This window comes from Campylobacter bilis (genome assembly GCF_016806695.1).
GTDB classification, from domain to species: Bacteria; Campylobacterota; Campylobacteria; order Campylobacterales; family Campylobacteraceae; genus Campylobacter_D; species Campylobacter_D bilis.
The window spans coordinates 43,368-59,691 of the sequence record NZ_WUED01000007.1 but is presented as its reverse complement, the minus strand read 5'-3'; the positions used below and the strand labels follow the sequence as shown (position 1 = coordinate 59,691).

At 30.7% G+C, this 16,324-nt stretch carries 16 protein-coding genes and 4 tRNA genes; 16 read left to right on the top strand and 4 right to left on the bottom strand.

Annotated features, from left to right (window positions below):
* The first annotated feature begins 103 nt into the window (after positions 1-103).
* The 6 genes from GRQ01_RS04585 (at position 104) to prfA (ending at position 5,172) form a co-directional block, all read left to right on the top strand.
* Positions 104-1,219: a bifunctional 2-C-methyl-D-erythritol 4-phosphate cytidylyltransferase/2-C-methyl-D-erythritol 2,4-cyclodiphosphate synthase gene (locus GRQ01_RS04585; protein ID WP_203121211.1), complete on the top strand. Its 1,116-nt coding sequence runs from the start codon at positions 104-106 to the stop codon at positions 1,217-1,219.
* Positions 1,216-2,103: a DNA-binding transcriptional response regulator gene (locus tag GRQ01_RS04580; protein WP_158334643.1), complete on the top strand. Its 888-nt coding sequence runs from the start codon at positions 1,216-1,218 to the stop codon at positions 2,101-2,103. The genes GRQ01_RS04585 and GRQ01_RS04580 overlap by 4 nt, the downstream gene beginning before the upstream one ends.
* Complete coding sequence (locus tag GRQ01_RS04575; protein WP_158334642.1) at positions 2,081-3,241, top strand: sulfate adenylyltransferase; 1,161 nt, start codon at positions 2,081-2,083, stop codon at positions 3,239-3,241. The genes GRQ01_RS04580 and GRQ01_RS04575 overlap by 23 nt, the downstream gene beginning before the upstream one ends.
* Positions 3,242-3,246: 5 nt before the next feature.
* Positions 3,247-3,747: a phosphatidylglycerophosphatase A family protein gene (locus GRQ01_RS04570; protein ID WP_158334685.1), complete on the top strand. Its 501-nt coding sequence runs from the start codon at positions 3,247-3,249 to the stop codon at positions 3,745-3,747.
* Positions 3,748-3,825: 78 nt separating this feature from the next.
* A complete protein-coding gene (rpsT, locus tag GRQ01_RS04565) occupies positions 3,826-4,089 on the top strand; it encodes a 30S ribosomal protein S20 (protein ID WP_158334641.1) in 264 nt (87 codons plus the stop codon).
* A 15-nt stretch (positions 4,090-4,104) separates the two neighbouring features.
* Positions 4,105-5,172, top strand: coding sequence for a peptide chain release factor 1 (prfA, locus tag GRQ01_RS04560; RefSeq protein WP_158334640.1), 1,068 nt, complete (start codon positions 4,105-4,107; stop codon positions 5,170-5,172).
* Positions 5,173-5,197: 25 nt separating this feature from the next.
* Here the strand turns inward: prfA and GRQ01_RS04555 are convergent, their stop codons facing one another.
* On the bottom strand, positions 5,198-5,953 hold the full coding sequence (locus GRQ01_RS04555; RefSeq protein WP_158334639.1) for a HugZ family heme oxygenase: 756 nt from the start codon (positions 5,951-5,953) through the stop codon (positions 5,198-5,200).
* A 196-nt stretch (positions 5,954-6,149) separates the two neighbouring features.
* Between GRQ01_RS04555 and GRQ01_RS04550 the strand changes: the two genes are divergently transcribed.
* Genes GRQ01_RS04550 through GRQ01_RS04535 form a run of 4 tightly spaced genes read left to right on the top strand, consistent with a single transcriptional unit; the run spans position 6,150 to position 10,810 of the window.
* Positions 6,150-8,270, top strand: a complete 2,121-nt coding sequence (locus GRQ01_RS04550) for a TonB-dependent receptor (RefSeq protein ID WP_158334638.1) — start codon at positions 6,150-6,152, stop codon at positions 8,268-8,270.
* Positions 8,245-9,231: a FecCD family ABC transporter permease gene (locus GRQ01_RS04545; RefSeq protein WP_158334684.1), complete on the top strand. Its 987-nt coding sequence runs from the start codon at positions 8,245-8,247 to the stop codon at positions 9,229-9,231. The genes GRQ01_RS04550 and GRQ01_RS04545 overlap by 26 nt, the downstream gene beginning before the upstream one ends.
* Positions 9,231-10,001 carry an ABC transporter ATP-binding protein gene (locus GRQ01_RS04540; protein ID WP_158334637.1) on the top strand — a complete coding sequence of 257 codons (771 nt, stop codon included), beginning with the start codon at positions 9,231-9,233 and terminating at the stop codon, positions 9,999-10,001. Before GRQ01_RS04545 ends, GRQ01_RS04540 begins: the two co-directional genes overlap by 1 nt.
* A 2-nt stretch (positions 10,002-10,003) precedes the next feature.
* Positions 10,004-10,810, top strand: coding sequence for a helical backbone metal receptor (locus GRQ01_RS04535; protein WP_158334636.1), 807 nt, complete (start codon positions 10,004-10,006; stop codon positions 10,808-10,810).
* Between the two features lie 2 nt (positions 10,811-10,812).
* Here GRQ01_RS04535 and GRQ01_RS04530 read toward each other — a convergent pair whose 3' ends face one another.
* The gene (locus tag GRQ01_RS04530; protein ID WP_158334635.1) at positions 10,813-11,664 is read right to left on the bottom strand and encodes a radical SAM/SPASM domain-containing protein; all 852 of its coding nucleotides are present in this window, start codon (positions 11,662-11,664) and stop codon (positions 10,813-10,815) included.
* A gap of 96 nt (positions 11,665-11,760) precedes the next feature.
* Entirely contained in the window at positions 11,761-12,780 is a 1,020-nt protein-coding gene (mutY, locus tag GRQ01_RS04525; RefSeq protein ID WP_158334634.1) for an A/G-specific adenine glycosylase, read from the bottom strand.
* A 198-nt stretch (positions 12,781-12,978) separates the two neighbouring features.
* Between mutY and GRQ01_RS04520 the strand changes: the two genes are divergently transcribed.
* The 6 genes from GRQ01_RS04520 (at position 12,979) to GRQ01_RS04495 (ending at position 14,939) form a co-directional block, all read left to right on the top strand.
* A tRNA-Gly gene (locus GRQ01_RS04520) sits at positions 12,979-13,053 on the top strand.
* 9 nt (positions 13,054-13,062) lie between these two features.
* Positions 13,063-13,151: transfer RNA gene (locus GRQ01_RS04515), tRNA-Leu, on the top strand.
* Positions 13,152-13,170: 19 nt separating this feature from the next.
* Positions 13,171-13,244: transfer RNA gene (locus tag GRQ01_RS04510), tRNA-Cys, on the top strand.
* Between the two features lie 20 nt (positions 13,245-13,264).
* Positions 13,265-13,352 (top strand) — tRNA-Ser (locus GRQ01_RS04505).
* Between the two features lie 122 nt (positions 13,353-13,474).
* A complete protein-coding gene (gene ribD, locus GRQ01_RS04500; RefSeq protein WP_158334633.1) occupies positions 13,475-14,455 on the top strand; it encodes a bifunctional diaminohydroxyphosphoribosylaminopyrimidine deaminase/5-amino-6-(5-phosphoribosylamino)uracil reductase RibD in 981 nt (326 codons plus the stop codon).
* Positions 14,436-14,939, top strand: a complete 504-nt coding sequence (locus GRQ01_RS04495; RefSeq protein ID WP_158334632.1) for a hypothetical protein — start codon at positions 14,436-14,438, stop codon at positions 14,937-14,939. The genes ribD and GRQ01_RS04495 overlap by 20 nt, the downstream gene beginning before the upstream one ends.
* A gap of 5 nt (positions 14,940-14,944) precedes the next feature.
* Here the strand turns inward: GRQ01_RS04495 and GRQ01_RS04490 are convergent, their stop codons facing one another.
* A complete protein-coding gene (locus tag GRQ01_RS04490) occupies positions 14,945-16,312 on the bottom strand; it encodes an L-serine ammonia-lyase (protein WP_158334631.1) in 1,368 nt (455 codons plus the stop codon).
* Positions 16,313-16,324 lie beyond the last annotated feature (12 nt).

Below are 16,324 nucleotides of genomic sequence, written 5' to 3'. Positions count from 1 at the left end.
AAGATCAATTTTACTAATAAAATTATAAAATTTAGCTTTTTATAAGTGTATAATATGGTAACATTACAAAAATCAACGATATTGAAAAAAGAGGATCAATAAAGTGAACGAAATTAGCCTCATTATACTAGCTGCTGGAAATTCTACACGATTTAATACTGGGGTAAAAAAACAATTTTTACGCCTTGGATCTGATCCGCTTTGGCTTTATGCAACAAAAAATTTAAGTTCTTTTTATCCTTTTAAAAAAATAATCATTGCTTCTAATGATGTTTCTTATATGAAAAAATTTACCAAAAGTTACGAATTTGTAGAAGGAGGCAATACGCGTGCACACTCATTAAAAAAAGCACTTGAACTTGTTGAGAGTGAATTTGTAATGGTAAGTGATGCAGCAAGAGTAATGATCAGTAAAAATTTATTTGATCGTTTGATTGAAAACATAGATAAAGCAGATTGCATTACCCCTGTTTTAAAAATAACAGATACAACACTTTTTAATGATCAAGCCTTACAAAGAGAAAAAATCAAACTCATCCAAACCCCTCAAATTTCTAAAACCAAACTTCTTAAAAAAGCCCTTAATCAAAACCTAGAATTTACAGACGATAGCACTGCAATAAAGGCTATAGGGGGTAAAATTTGGTACATAGAAGGAGAAGAAAATGCAAAAAAACTCACTTTCAAAGATGATTTAAAAAAGCTTAATCTTCCTAAACCTAGCTTTGAAATTTTCATTGGTAATGGCTTTGATGTGCATGAATTTGGCCAAAAGCGACCCTTGCTTTTAGCCGGAGTATTAATCCATCCTAGTATGGGTTTAAAAGCCCATAGTGATGGAGATGTTTTAGCCCATGCTCTAAGTGATGCGATTTTAGGTGCAGCAGGGCTTAAAGACATAGGAGAACTTTATCCTGATACAGATATGAAATTTAAAAATGCTGATTCTATGAAACTTTTAAAACAAGTTTATGACAAGGTAAAAGAAGTGGGTTTTGAACTCGTAAATATAGACATTTGCGTCATAGCACAAACCCCAAAACTTAAAGATTTTAAACAGGCCATGGAAAAAAACATAGCCCATACTCTAAATATTGAAGAATTTAGGGTAAATGTTAAAGCCACTACTACTGAAAAACTAGGTTTTATTGGTAGAGAAGAAGGCATAGCTGTACTTAGCAGTGTAAATTTAAAATATTTTGATTGGACAAGATTATGAAAGTTTTAATTATAGAAAATGAAATTTATTTAGCACAAAGTATTAGTATTAAATTAAGCAATGCTGGATATCATTGTGAAATTATCAGCTCGTTTGATGAATACAATCAAGAAAAATATTATGATATAATATTACTTTCTACTAATACGAATAATTTTTTAAAAGCTGTGGTGCATTTTAAACACAGTATTATTATTTTACTCATAGCTTACATAAGCACAGATACAGTCTCAAACCCTTTAAAACTAGGTGCTAGCGACTATATCCAAAAGCCTTTTATGATAGAAGAACTTATCAGAAAAATCAAACATTATCAAGATTTTAGAAAACTTTCAATCCTTAATAAAGCCTATCAAAACTATATCAAATCACGATTAGAAACAGTTCAAATTTCTGATTATAATTATAAAAAATTAAAACTCCCTCTCATACTCAAATCTAATAAACAAAGTAGTGCTGATGCTTTTGTATTTAACTATATAAATGAGTATGATATCACCCTTTCTTTTATCGATCTTACCATTACCAATTCTGTAGAAAAAGCTATGAAGCTTCCTACAGAAAACAATCTTTTATTTTTGAGTAATTTTCAAGCATTAAAAGCAGCTGAAAAAGAAAAGCTTTTAGAATTCATACAAAATAAAAATGTTATCTTGCATACTAATTCAAATATAGATGATTTAAATATCAATTGTATTAATTTAAATGATAATGAAAAAAATATAGATAGTAATGAAATTTTGACTATAGATGAGTACGTAAAATATATCATTATAAACTATCAAAGTATTTTCCCAGATACTGATCTTTCCAAAAAATTAGGCATTTCACGCAAGTCTTTATGGGAAAAAAGGAAAAAGTATGAAATCAGCAAGAAAAAATAAAACCATCTTTATAGATCAAAATGAATTAAGCATTTTATCCCTTATCAAAGAAGGCTTATTGGGCGATTGTACCCACTTAATGACAGAAAAAGAAGTCAATGAAATCGTCAAAACAGGGAAATTTAAAGGCGAAAGCTTTCCTTACCCTTTAAGTTTTGCACCAAAAAATGCTCAAGATATACTAAATGGTATTAAAACTGGAAATCAAATCGATCTTGTACTCAAAGAAAAAACAATAGGCCATATAAACTTCAAAGGCAAATTCAAAAACAATAAAAACTTTTCTGATATTTTCAGCCCTCATACTTGTTCTTTAGAAGATATAAGCACAACTTATATAAGCGGAGAAATAGAAATTTATGATTCTCAAATTAAAAAAATAAAAGAAAATTTTCAACAAGTAAAAAACAATCTAAACGCCCAAAAAATCACCGCTATAGTTTCAAGTTTTGATCCCTTGCATAGAGCCCATGAAAGAATGTTTCGTTGGACTATAGATAAGGCGGATTTAGTGGTTATTTTTTTAATAGAATCTTATGAAAATAATGGTTTAGATTTCATACTTAAAGAAAAATATTTAAAACAATTTATAAAAAATTATTTACCACCAGATAGGATTTTTATTTTTCCTTTAAAAGACATACATATTTTTCATGCGCATTTAAATCCGGGCTTAGAAAGCATTATTGCAAAAAGCTTAGGCTGCACTAAACTTGTCGTGACACAAAATCACGCAGGCCTTGGGATGTTTTATGATGCAAATCAGCCCAAAACCATACTTGATGATTTTTCTAAAGATTATGGTATAGAAGTGATTGTTTTACCTGAATTTGTATTTTGCGATCAATGCCGCATGATTGTAAGTACAAGATCTTGTCCTCATGGCTGCCATCATCATTTACATTATAATTCCCAATCTTTAAAAGACTTATTAAGAGCAGGCATCATCCCTCCAGCAATTTTTATGCGCAAAGAAGTATCTAGTATAATCTTAAGCTCTCTTTTTCCTCATAGATTAAAAAATATGCAAAAAATGTACAATGATCTTTTCCCAACAGATGGGATTTTAGAATACAAAAATGATGAAGAATTCTATCAAAAACTTCTAGAAATTCATCAAATGTCTTATATGGTGTAAATATGATGCAAAAATTATTTTTAACCTTTTTTTATTCAGGCTGTGCCAAAAAAGCAAGCGGCACTTGTGGAACTATCGCGGCTTTACTTCCTGCTTTTTTTATACTCAAATACTTAGGAAGCTCTACTTTATTCTTACTAAGCATTTTGATTTTTCTTTTAAGCATACGCATTATAGATGATTATGAAAACAAAACAGGCACTCATGATGATAAACACATAGTTATTGACGAAGTTGCTGGAGTTTTTCTTGCTTGTGCTATAGCATCAAGTAGTGAAAATTCCATAATCAATTTTATCATAGCCTTTATTTTATTTAGATTTTTTGATATTACTAAACCTTCTATCATCGGTAAAGTAGATAAAAAAATCAAAGGCGGCTTAGGCGTGATGCTTGATGATATGCTAGCAGGATTATTTGCTGGTTTGTTAACTGCGGTGATTTATGGATTTTTAACACGCTTTAATCTTTTAATCTGGGATATGAATTTAAAAGATTTATTTTGAAATTTTGCTTAAATTAATTAAATTTTAAATTTTATTCTTATATAATTTAGTCTTTAATTTCAAAAAAGGAAAATATCAATGGCAAACCATAAATCTGCTCAAAAAAGAGCAAGACAAACTATTAAAAAAACAGAAAGAAATAGATTTTATAGAACAAGACTTAAAAATATCACTAAAGCTGTAAGAGAAGCTGTTGCAAAAGGAGATAAAAATATTGCAAATGAAGCTTTAAAAATAGCAAATAAAAGCATTCATGCCATGGTGAGTCGTGGTTTTCTTAAAAAACAAACAGCATCTCGCCGCGTAAGTCGTTTAGCCCTTTTGGTAAATAAAATTGCATAATTTCTTATAATTTTAATGTTAACTAGCAAACTAGATCCTTTTTTAAAACGCTTTGAAGAATTAGAACTTCTTCTTAGTAACCCCGATATCATTAATGATATCAGCAAAATGACTGTACTTTCTAAAGAACAAAAAAATTTACAACCCATTGTTTTAAAAGCTAAAGAATATCTCAAAACCTTACAAAACATAGAAGAAAACAAAATTTTAATCAATGATTGTGATCTTGGAGAACTTGCAAAAGAAGAATTAAAAACGCTAGAAGAATTAAAACCTAAGCTTGAAGAAGAGCTTAAAATTTTATTAATCCCTAAAGATCCTAATGATGAAAGAAATATTTTTCTTGAAATTCGTGCAGGTACAGGCGGAGATGAGGCTTCTTTATTTGTAGGAGATCTTGTAAAAGCCTATGCAAGATACGCTGAAAATCGCGGCTATAAACTTGAAATCGTAAGTTCTAGTGAAGGCAGTGCAGGAGGATTTAAAGAAATCATTATGCTTGTTAAAGGTATAGGCGCTTATTCAAGATTAAAATACGAAGGTGGAACACACCGGGTCCAACGCATTCCACAAACAGAATCTCAAGGTCGCGTCCACACTTCTGCTATCACTGTAGCAGTTATGCCAGAAGTTGATGACATAGAAATCCAAATCAATCCCAATGAACTTAAAATCGATGTTATGCGTTCTTCAGGGCATGGAGGACAAAGTGTAAATACCACCGATTCAGCAGTGCGCATCACCCACATCCCTACAGGCATAGTAGTAGTCAATCAAGATGGAAAAAGCCAGCACAAAAATAAAGAAAGTGCTATGAAAGTCTTAAAAGCAAGGCTTTATGAAAGACAAGAAAGCCAAAGATTAGCCCTAGAAAGCCAAGCAAGAAAATCCCAAGTAGGAAGCGGCGATAGAAGCGAACGCATACGCACTTATAATTTCCCACAAAACCGCATCAGCGATCATCGCATCAATCTTACCTTATATCGCTTAGATGCCATTATGCAAGATGGGCTTTTTGATGAGATTATAGAACCTTTAATCACTCATTATCAAGCCCAATCTTTACAAAAAGAAAATTTATAATTTTACTTTTAAAAACTACATCAAATCAATGTTTATGTGGAAATTTATGCGGATTTGCACTAGCACCTACATGGATTATTTTTTCATTTTCTATATCATAGGCTTGACCAAAGCCTTTTACAAAACGGCCTTTTGCAAATTCAAGCTTTACAAGGTGAAAATCAAGCATTTTTCGTATGGTTTTAATACCCCCTTCACCCCCGGTTTGTCTTTCAAATTCATCATAAATTTCATCAAATGTTTCACCACGATTCACAAAACTCGCACGAACTTTATAACGTAATCTCTTGCGAAGTATTACAGAAGCGGCTTTGCTTTCATCTTCTAAAAACATTATTTCTATATTATTTGAATTTGCTTTAATATTATTAAAATGTTCACTCACTTCACTTATATAAATATAATTTCCAAGCGGTGTACTTACAAAAGGCGCATACGAACAAACTACTTCACCTTGCGCACTTAAAGTAGCTAAGCACACAGAATTAAAACTTAGCATAAAGTCTCTAACTTCTTTTGCTATAGCACTTAAATCAGATGAAGTCTTTGCACCCATGCAAAGCGATATTATAGTGTCTTTTATAGTGCTTTCATCAGCTTTTTTAGGGAATTCTACACGCAAATTTTCATTGTTATTATAAACAATATCTAAACCATCAAAATCAACACTTTTTAAAAAAACATTTTGCACTTCATCTATGCCACCAAATTTTTTACAAAGATCTATTAAATTAGCTTTATGATGATCATTCATATGAGAAATAATATTTTCAAAATTCATTATTTGTCCTTTCTTGAGTGGAGAATAAAATATTAGTAAAAATGGTATCAATTATCAAATTAAAAAGGACTTAAAAACACATAAATTATTATTTCAACAAAAATTTATACTAAATTAAGTGAATAAAGGATAAATTTCATTTCAAAATATAATGATATAAATTATCATTATTTATTTTATTTTATAAGGAGTAATTTTGCATCAAAATAAAAAAATTTTTCCCTTATCTTTACTTACTTTGCTAGTGATTTTTAATGCAAATGCACAAGAATTAAATGAAACTATTAATTTAGAAAAAATCATTGTAAGTGCAACAGGTTTTGAACAAGATGCAAATAGCAATTTACGCAATACCATCATTATCGATGGGAAAGATTTACAAAAAAGAGGATTTAATACCTTAGATCAAGCTTTAGAAAGAATTTCAAGCATTAGTTTTGTGAATTTTGGACTAGGACGCAATATCGATATAAGAGGACAAGGAAACAAAGCAAATATAGCTGTAAAAGTTATGATTGATGGACGCAGTATTAATATGCTTGATAATTCTCATGGCACTACTGCTTTACAAAATGTCAATTTAGATAATATAGAGCGTATAGAAATCATACCAGGGGGTGGATCTGTGCTTTATGGTAATGGTACTAGAGGAGGCGTGATAAATATCATTACAAAAAAACAAAGTTCAGATTTTTTTGCCTTAAATCTTAAAAACACTCGTTATGATCATACTAAACTTAGCGGAGATTTAGGCATCAGCGGAAGTAAAAATATCAATGAAAATTTAGCATTAAATTTCAATATACAAGGCTTTAATCGTGACGGATTTCAAGAAGGCTACAATGAAAAAGGTTATTTTATCAATACCAAAACAAATATAAATATTAATGATAATAGCGATCTAAGCCTAAGTTATAATTATTTTCAAAGCAAAAATACAAGCACTGGATATTTAAGCAAAGCACAAATACAAAGCAATCCTAGACAAAAAGGCAATAATGACACCATCACCCAAACCCATCAACCTGAAATTTCTTTAGATTATCATTATTATTTTGATCAAATATGGGAATTCCATCTTCAAAGCTTTTGGCAAAACCAAAAAATCAAATATTTAAAAGACCTTTCTAAAATAAATTATCAAAAATTAACTTTTCCTATATATCAAGATGGAAGCGGTTTTAAAGATAGCCTCACAGGTATAAATTTAAAAAACAAATTTAATTATACAAACAATTCTTATCTTATTTTTGGCTACGAATTTACAAACCATCATGCAAAAAGAACAAGCATTATCCACTACGATATAAATAATTTAAACTTCCAAATGGATCATATTATGACAACGCTTATGGATATGAACAAACAAAGCCATTCTGTTTTTATTCTTGATTCTCAAGAATTAAATGATAGCTTTAATATCTTAAGTGGTATAAGATATGAATACAGCCTTTATAATACTGATAAAAATTACACCAGCAAAATGAAAATCATGCAACAAGAAAAAAATACTACTGACTTATTTAACACAAAAGATACAAGCGATAATTTTGCCTTTGAACTCACCCCTAGTTTTCAATATTCTAATACAGGTAAACTCTACATCAAATACGAAAGAGGCTTTATTTCACCAAGTCCTGCACAATTTATAAACAAAGATCAAAAAACTCAAAAATACTATCCTTCTGATTTAAATCCTGAAATTTTTGATACCTTTGAACTAGGCATTGATGATTTTTGGTGGGATTTTTACGGTTTTAATATGACTTTATTTTATACCCTAAGCAAGGATGAAATTTCTTATCTTGGAAACCCCCATGCGATAAATGGCGCGTTTTGGCGATATTATAATATAGATCAAACACGCCGTTTAGGAATGGAATTAAACCTAAATCAAAATTTTTTAGATGATATTTTAATGCTTAAACAAAGCTTAACTTATCTTGATGCTAAAATTTCTAAAGGCATCAATAAAGGACTTCAAATCCCTTATGTATCTAAAATAAAAGCCACAGCAGGAGTAGAATACGCTTGGAGTAAAAAACTCTCAAGCTTCATAGATTTAACATATTTTTCTAGGGCTAAAGATGGAGGGATAATCAATGAAAAAACAGGAAAAATGTCTAGAAATTCTTGGATAAAAGACTATTTATTAACAGATATAGGTATGAGTTATAATCACCACAATTTAGAAGTTTTAGCAGGGATTCGCAATCTTTTTGATAAAAGATATTACACCTATGAAGATAGCATTAATGATCAATATTTAATAGGAAATGGTAGAAATTATTATGTCGAATTTAAATACATATTCTAAAAACTTACTCATTATAGGGCTTTTCTTAGCTTATTGTATCGCTTCTTTAACAGCCCTTTGCTTAGGAGATGAGAATTTAAATCCCATTAAACTTCTCTCTTATATTTTTAGTGAGGATGAAATCTCACGTCAAATCATCCTAGAAGGACGCTTACCGCGTGTTATAATGGCTATTTTAATTGGAATGCTTTTATCCAGTAGTGGGGCTATTACCCAAAATGTCTTTGCAAACCCCATAGCTGATCCTTATATTATAGGCATAGCATCTGCAGCAACCTTTGGAGCAGTATTGGCGTATTTATTTCAATTGCCTGATTATTATTATGGAATTATAGCTTTTATTTCTTCAAGCTGTTTTGCATTAGTAGTTTTTAAAATCTCTTCTAAAGCTTCTATAGCCACTTTACTTATCATAGGTATAGCTACTTCATCTTTTTTGGGCGCTTTTACTTCTTTTTTCACCTATCTTATAGGAGAGGATTCTTTTAAAATCGTAGCTTGGCTTATGGGAAATATAGATTTAGCCTCTTGGTTTCGTGTCAAAATACTCATTTTACCTTTGATCTTTTGTTTACTTTATTTTTATGCTTATAAAAACGAATTAAACATACTTTTAAGCGGGGATGATGAGGCTAGGAATTTAGGGGTTAATGCACAAAAATTAAAGATAAATCTACTCATTGTTTCATCTTTAGCTGTATCTTTTGGGCTTGCTTTTACAGGGCTTATTGCCTTTGTAGGACTTATCATTCCTCATATAGTCAGGCTTTTACTTAAAAATTATGATAATGCCTTAGTCATTCCTCTTTGCACAGCCTTTGGAGGGCTTTTTTTGTTAGTTTGCGACACCCTAGCAAGAACTCTCATAGCTCCTGTACAAATCCCTTTAGGCGTTTTAACAGCATTTTTTGGATCGCCTATATTTTTATACCTTGCTTTAAATGCTAGAAGGTTTTTATAATGCTAAAAATAAAAAATTTAAGTTTTTCTTACCACAAAGAAGCTTTACTTAAAAATATTAATCTAGAACTCGAAAATCAAGCTTTTATAGGCATTTTAGGCCCTAATGGTTCAGGCAAAAGCACCCTTTTAAAACTCATACTTAAAAATTTAAACGCAAGCAAAGGAGAAATAAGCCTTTTTAATACTAATATCAAAAAATTTTCTCTTAAAGAATTTGCTAAAATTTGCGGCTTTGTTCCTCAAAAATCAGAATTAAACGCACCTTTAAAAGTCATGGATGTACTCTTAATGAGTAAATATGCTAATTTAAAGCACACCTTTAGTTCATACACCCAAAAAGACATTATAGAAGTTAAACAATTAGCCAAAGAATTAAACCTTCAAGATTTTTTACAAAGAAACATCCTTTCTTTAAGCGGGGGAGAATTTCAAAGGGTGCTTTTAGCAAGGGCCTTATTAAAAAATCCTAAAATTCTTTTTTTAGATGAACCTACTTCAGCATTAGATTTAAACTATGCTGTGGAACTTTTAAGTCTTTGTGAAAAACTCATTAAAGAAAAAAACATAGCAGTCCTTGCTATTTTACATGATTTAAATTTAGCTTCTATGTTTTGTGATAAGATAGTTTTTTTAAAAGAAGGGGAAATAAAATATTTTGGAACAAGCAAAGAACTTTTTACCGAAAAAATTTTAAAAGAAATTTATAATTTAAATTGTGAAATTATTTATAAAAAATCTAAACCTTATATTTTAATCTCAAAGGAATAAAAATGAAAAAAATTTTAATGATTATAAGTTTATTATTAAGCATATCAAATGCTAAAGAACGCCTAGTAGTTCTTGATCCTGCAAGTGTAGAAACGCTTTTTATGTTGCAAGCTAATGATCAAATTGTTGGCATTGCGAATTTGCAACATTTTAATATCTATCCTCAAGATCAAAGCTTAAAACTCACAAGTGTGGGGACTTTTTCAAATCCTTCTCTTGAAAAAATCGTCTCTTTAAAACCCACTTTAGTAATCCTTAGCTCTTATTCTTTAAATCTAGAAGAAGGGCTTAAAAACTTTGGTATCAAAAGCATAAACTTAAAAGCCCAAAGTCTTAATCAAATCAAAAGCAATATAAAAATCCTTGCAAAAATTACTGGCAAAGAAAAACAAAGTAAAAAGCTCTTAAAAGACTTTGAAAAAGGATTAGAAGAATTAAAACAAAATCCTCTAAATAAAAGCGCAATTTATCTTTACTCAAGCAATCCTCTTATGGCTTTTAATGATAATTCTTTAATAGCAGATATCTTAAGATTAATAGGAATAAAAAATTTAAGCCCCAAAAGCGACATAGTCCGCCCTATAATATCAGCAGAATATATACTCAAACAAAATCCTGATTTGCTAATCCTTGGAATCAATGCAGATGATAAACTTTTAAATACCAATGCCTTATTAGCAAATACCAAAGCAGCTAAAACAGGACAAATTTATACCAATAAAAACACTCATATACTTTTACGCTTAAGTCCAAAAATAATAGAAAGGATTAAAGAATTTAAAACAAGATTAGAAAACAAAGATTTTTAAGTTTACAATCTTGTTTTAAAAAATTCGCAAGTTTGACAAAGCTTTTCTATACGCTGTTCTCTTTCAAAAGCCTTTTTAATGGCTTTTAAACGTGGAGATTTAAGAAGCTTGTTAAAATCTTCTTCAAAAACATTGCCTAAATTAATATCACCTTTAGTATCTAAACAACAAGGCACTAAGGTTCCATTGCTTAAAATTCCTATTTGTTCTTTTAAAGCATAGCATTTACCCTTTTGATAAAGGGCTTTATTTTCTAGATTAGGCCATTTAAAAAGTTTGTTTTGATGCAAGATAATATGTCTTTGAAGACGATTTTTACTAGCATTTACATCGATTGTAACCCTAAATTCCTTAGTTAAAAGCTCATAAATTTCTAAATTTGTTTTAAGAAACTTAAAATCAGCATCCTTATTCCAAAGTCTAAGATTGATAAAAGAAAGACTTTTTTGATCAAAATGTTCTTTACAAAATTCCAAAATAGGTTTAAAATATTCTTTTAAAGAAAGTTTATTTTGGGTAAAAAAAGCCATTAAAGAAATATTGATTTGATGGATATTATTGTATTTTAGGAGTAAAAAACGGTTTTTAGCATTGAAATAAAAACCACTCGTAGTGATTTCAAGTCTCATGTTTTGTTTTTTTGCAATTTGCAAATAATTTTCCAAATCCTTTAAAAGCAAAGGATCACCTAGAATATGGAAGGTAAAAAGCTCCGCCTTTTTTGCAATTTCAAAGGCTAAATTTTCAAACCTTTCTAAGCCCATCACACCCCGCACACCTTTTTTTGAAGGGCAAAAATCACATTTTAAACCACAAATATCACTTAATTCTATATATATTTTTTTAAATTTCATCTTATATCTTAAAATGATAGGCTTTTAATCTTTACTCTATCAAAACTTCAAATCAAACCCACATTATACTCAAAAACACAAACAAAGTTCTCAAAATCAAAACTTCATCAAATCCAAAGCCTTTAAAGAAAGCACCGAAAGTGCCGTATTTTGGAGTTGTTTTAAACTTTTAAATTCATAATTTTCATTTTTTTCTTTTAAAATTTGATGATAGACCTTGATTTTGAGTTTGTATTTGGTATAAGCGTGCTTAAACTCACCTAAAAAATGCATATTTTGAGATAATTTACACTCATCTTCTTTAAAATAAGGGAAATTATACATGCCTTTATAAAGTTTATCATAGCTTTTTTGTATAGCAAATTGTTTTTCAAATTCAAATAAAAAAAGATTGAAATTCATATTTTGATAAAGTATTTTTTTAGCCCTAGGATAAAGCTCTGGATTGAATTTACCCTGACAAAAATCATATAAAGGACAAATGCCACATTTTGGATTTTTACTCACACACACCAAAGCTCCCATATCTAGCAAAGCTTGATTATGATCAAAGGCATAATTTAAATTTAAAAGCTCTTTTGCATTATGTTCAAGTTCTTGCATACTTGGATTTTCCAAAGCAAAAAGTCTTGAAAGCACACGACGGATATTAGCATCTACAAAAGAGACTTTTTCATCATAACCAAAACAAGCAATAGCTCCTGCTGTATAAGCACCTATGCCACTTAATTTTCTTAAACTCTTAAGATCTTTAGGCAATTTCCCTTCAAATTGCTCTATGCATTCTAAAGCTGCTTTTTTTAAATTTCTAGCACGCGTATAATATCCTAAACCTTGCCATGCTTTTAAAAGCTCCTCTTCATTTGCATAAGCTAAAGCTTTTAAATTAGGAAATTTTTCTAAAAAAGGAAAATAAAACCTTTCTAAAACTGACTTTACCTGAGTTTGCTGAAGCATAATTTCACTAATATAAACCCCATAAGGCCTGCTAATATGTTTTAATCTCTCATCACAATTTTCACCTTGCAAATTCCTCCAGGGTAAATCTTTACGCCCTTTTTCTTCATACCAAAGAAGCAAGTTTTTTTGCAATTTTTCAATACTTTGTTTTTGCATGGCTTAAAGTATAACAAAAATTTAAAAATTTATGCTAAAATTATTTAAAAATATAAAGCTTTTTAAGGTTTAAGCACACGCAATAAAAACATATCAAAATCAAACCTTAAAACGCACAAACATCTGCAAATAAGATAAAATAAACTCCTTTTAAGTTTATTTTGCTACAATTTTACCTTAATTCTTTCATAAAATTCTGCGGGAATAGCTCAGGGGTAGAGCACAACCTTGCCAAGGTTGGGGTCGCGAGTTCGAATCTCGTTTCCCGCTCCATAATCACTCGCCCGGGTGGTGGAATTGGTAGACACAAGGGACTTAAAATCCCTCGGAATTTTTCTTCCGTGCCGGTTCAAGTCCGGCCTCGGGCACCACATTTTCAAATATTATCAGGGCGACATAGCCAAGCGGTAAGGCATGGGCCTGCAAAGCCTTGATCTCCGGTTCAAATCCGGATGTCGCCTCCAAAAGGCAAAATCAACTTTATCGGGAGATGGCTGAGTGGTCGAAAGCGGCGGTCTTGAAAACCGTTGAGGGTCACACCTCCAGGGGTTCGAATCCCTTTCTCCCGGCCACCGCGAAATCTCAAACATTCTATCTTGTATATTCTTAAATAAGTAAAACTATAAAAAGAGAGGATTTAGATTTTTCAAGCTATAATCTTAAATCCATTCTAATTAAAAACATAAGGAAATTAATGAAAGAGTTTTATATGAATCTAGCCTTCAATGAGGCTTGGAAATATCAGTTTTTAACCTATCCTAATCCGGCTGTGGGTTGCACTATCTTAGATCAAAATGGGAAAATTTTAGCCATCAAAGCCCATGAAAAAGCCGGCTTTGCTCATGCAGAATTAAATGCCATAGCACATGCTTTTAAAAGTCTAAAACCTGAGTGCTCTTTACCCCAAGAAAGCAATGCCTTGCATGAGTTTATTTGCAAAAACCATCAAGGAATGTTTAAAAACAATGTAGCCTTTCTCACTCTTGAACCTTGCTCTCATCAGGGTAAAACCCCACCTTGTGCAAAACTCTTTAGCGAACTAGGTTTTAAAAAGGTTTTTATAAGCATTAAAGATGAAAATAAAATTGCTGCAGGGGGATTGGATTTTTTAAAAAAACAAGGCGTAGAAGTTGAACTAGGAATACTCCAAGAAGAAGGAAAAAAACTTATAAAACCCTTTTTAAAATGGCAAAAAGGACAATTTAAACTCTTTAAACTCGCTCTTTTTATGAATGGTTCACCCTTTGGTAAAATTGTAAGCAATGAATTAAGTCGCACCTATGCACATAAAATCAGATCAGTGATTGATTTGCTTGTAGTGGGCGGATCAACTATAAGAAAAGATCATCCCATTCTAGATTCTAGGCTTGCTCAGGCAAAAGCACCCGATCTTTGTATTTTAAGCCGCGAAAAACTAGAAAATTTTGATAAAAATATCCCTTTGTTTAAAGTGCCCAAACGTCGCATTTATACTCAAATTCCTAATGAAGCTAAATTTTTAATGTATGAAGGAGGGGAAAAATTTCTTAAAATTGTCAAAGACGAAATAGACATGTTTTTAATTTTTCAAAATTCTAATTTTAATACTGAAAAAAATGTTACAATACCTTTGAACTTTAAACCCCTTTATAGGAATTTTTTAGGGAGTGATACTTATGGGATTTATGAACTTTAATGGATTTTTTTATGCAAGAAATGATTTAAGATTTTTCAAAATAGCAAAACAAAACAAATCAAAATCCTTTTTTTACAAAAATTACACCTTAAGCAATTTAAAAGATGATTTAAATCCAAACAATGAAAACTTTTTTTATCAAAGCATGAAAGAAAAGCTATTTAAAGAAAATGATGAAATTTTAATTTCAAATTTAAATAAAAATATCATACTTTTTAGAAATTTCACTCAAAATACAAATAATTTTAACGAAGCAAAACTCAAGCAAATATCGCTTTTAGTTTTTTTATTTTTAGCTACTATCTTTTTTGCAAGCTTGGGTGTAAATAATGATTTTAACACCCTAGATCTTCTTTTTCTCATGCTTTGTTTATTGCTTTTGACTATGGGTTTTATTAATCTTGCTTTGCTTTTTAAACAAATTCGCATCTTAAAAAATTCTTCTAAAGAAGAAATAAAAAAATTCCTAAAACAAAGAAATTAAAATCTCTAGCACACTGTTTTTAAATTAATAGCAAGACCACCTAAAGAAGTTTCTTTATATTTATAATTCATATCCTTGCCTGTTTCATACATGGTTTCTATAACCTCATCAAGGGTGACCATAGGGGTAGATTTACGCGTCATTGCCATCCTAGCAGCACTAATAGCTTTAATAGCTCCAAAAGCATTTCTTTCTATACAAGGAATTTGCACAAGCCCTCCAACAGGATCACAGGTTAAACCCAAATGATGTTCCATAGCCATTTCAGCAGCATTACAAGCCTTAAAAGCATTAGCACCCAAAACAGTTGCCATAGCCGCAGCTGCCATAGAACTAGCACTACCAATTTCTGCTTGACAACCTGCCTCCGCTCCGCTAATGCTTGCATTCTTCTTATAAAAAGATCCTATAAGCATAGCTGTGAGTAAAAACTCAATAACCTTTTCATCATTAAAACCTATAGTGTGATTTTTAAGATAAAGCATCACTGCAGGAATCACAGCACAAGCACCATTTGTGGGTGCTGTGACTACCTTTGCACCGCTAGCATTTTCTTCAGCAATAGCAATGGCATATAAAGAAATAAAATCAATAATCCCCATAGGATCAGTTGTAGTAGCCACTCTTTCTTTAAGCCCCTTAGCCCTACGCTTTAAATGAAGTTTTCCAGGCAAATAATCTTGCTTTGGATGCGTACCATTATAATACACTTCTTGCATCACTTCCCAAATCTCAAGACAATATGCATAAATTTCTTCTCTAGTGTGAAATTGTAACTCATACTCATAAGAAAGCTTTGCTAAATCCCAGCCTTTTTTATCACAAATTTCTAAAGCCTCTTTAGCATTATTTAATTCTATATTTAATTTTTTCTTTTGATTTTGCTTAGAATTTTTATTTTTCTCCTCCAATTGCGAAGCTGTGAGAACAAAACCCCCTCCTACAGAATAGTAAGTTTGTTCTTTTATTAAAACACCCTTATCATTATAAGCTTTAATTTGCATTCCATTTTCATGTAAAGGTAAAAAATCCTTAGAAAATATCAAATCTTTATTATAATTAAAATCAAGCTCTTTTACACCGCAAAAATTGATTTTGCCTTTTTCTATAGCATTTTTATTAACTTCATCTTGTATAGCTGTACTTAAATTTTTAGCTTCTAAAGCATTTAATCCCCAAATGACAGCTTTATCGCTTAAATGTCCCTTGCCTGTTAAAGACAAAGAACCATAAAGAATGACTTCAATCCTGCTGATTTCATTGAGATTTTCAGCCACTTCTTTACAAAACAAATTCCCTGCAAGCATAGGTCCTAAAGTATGCGAAGATGAAGGCCCTACGCCGATTTTGAAAATATTTAAATTACTACCCATTTGCTTAAACCT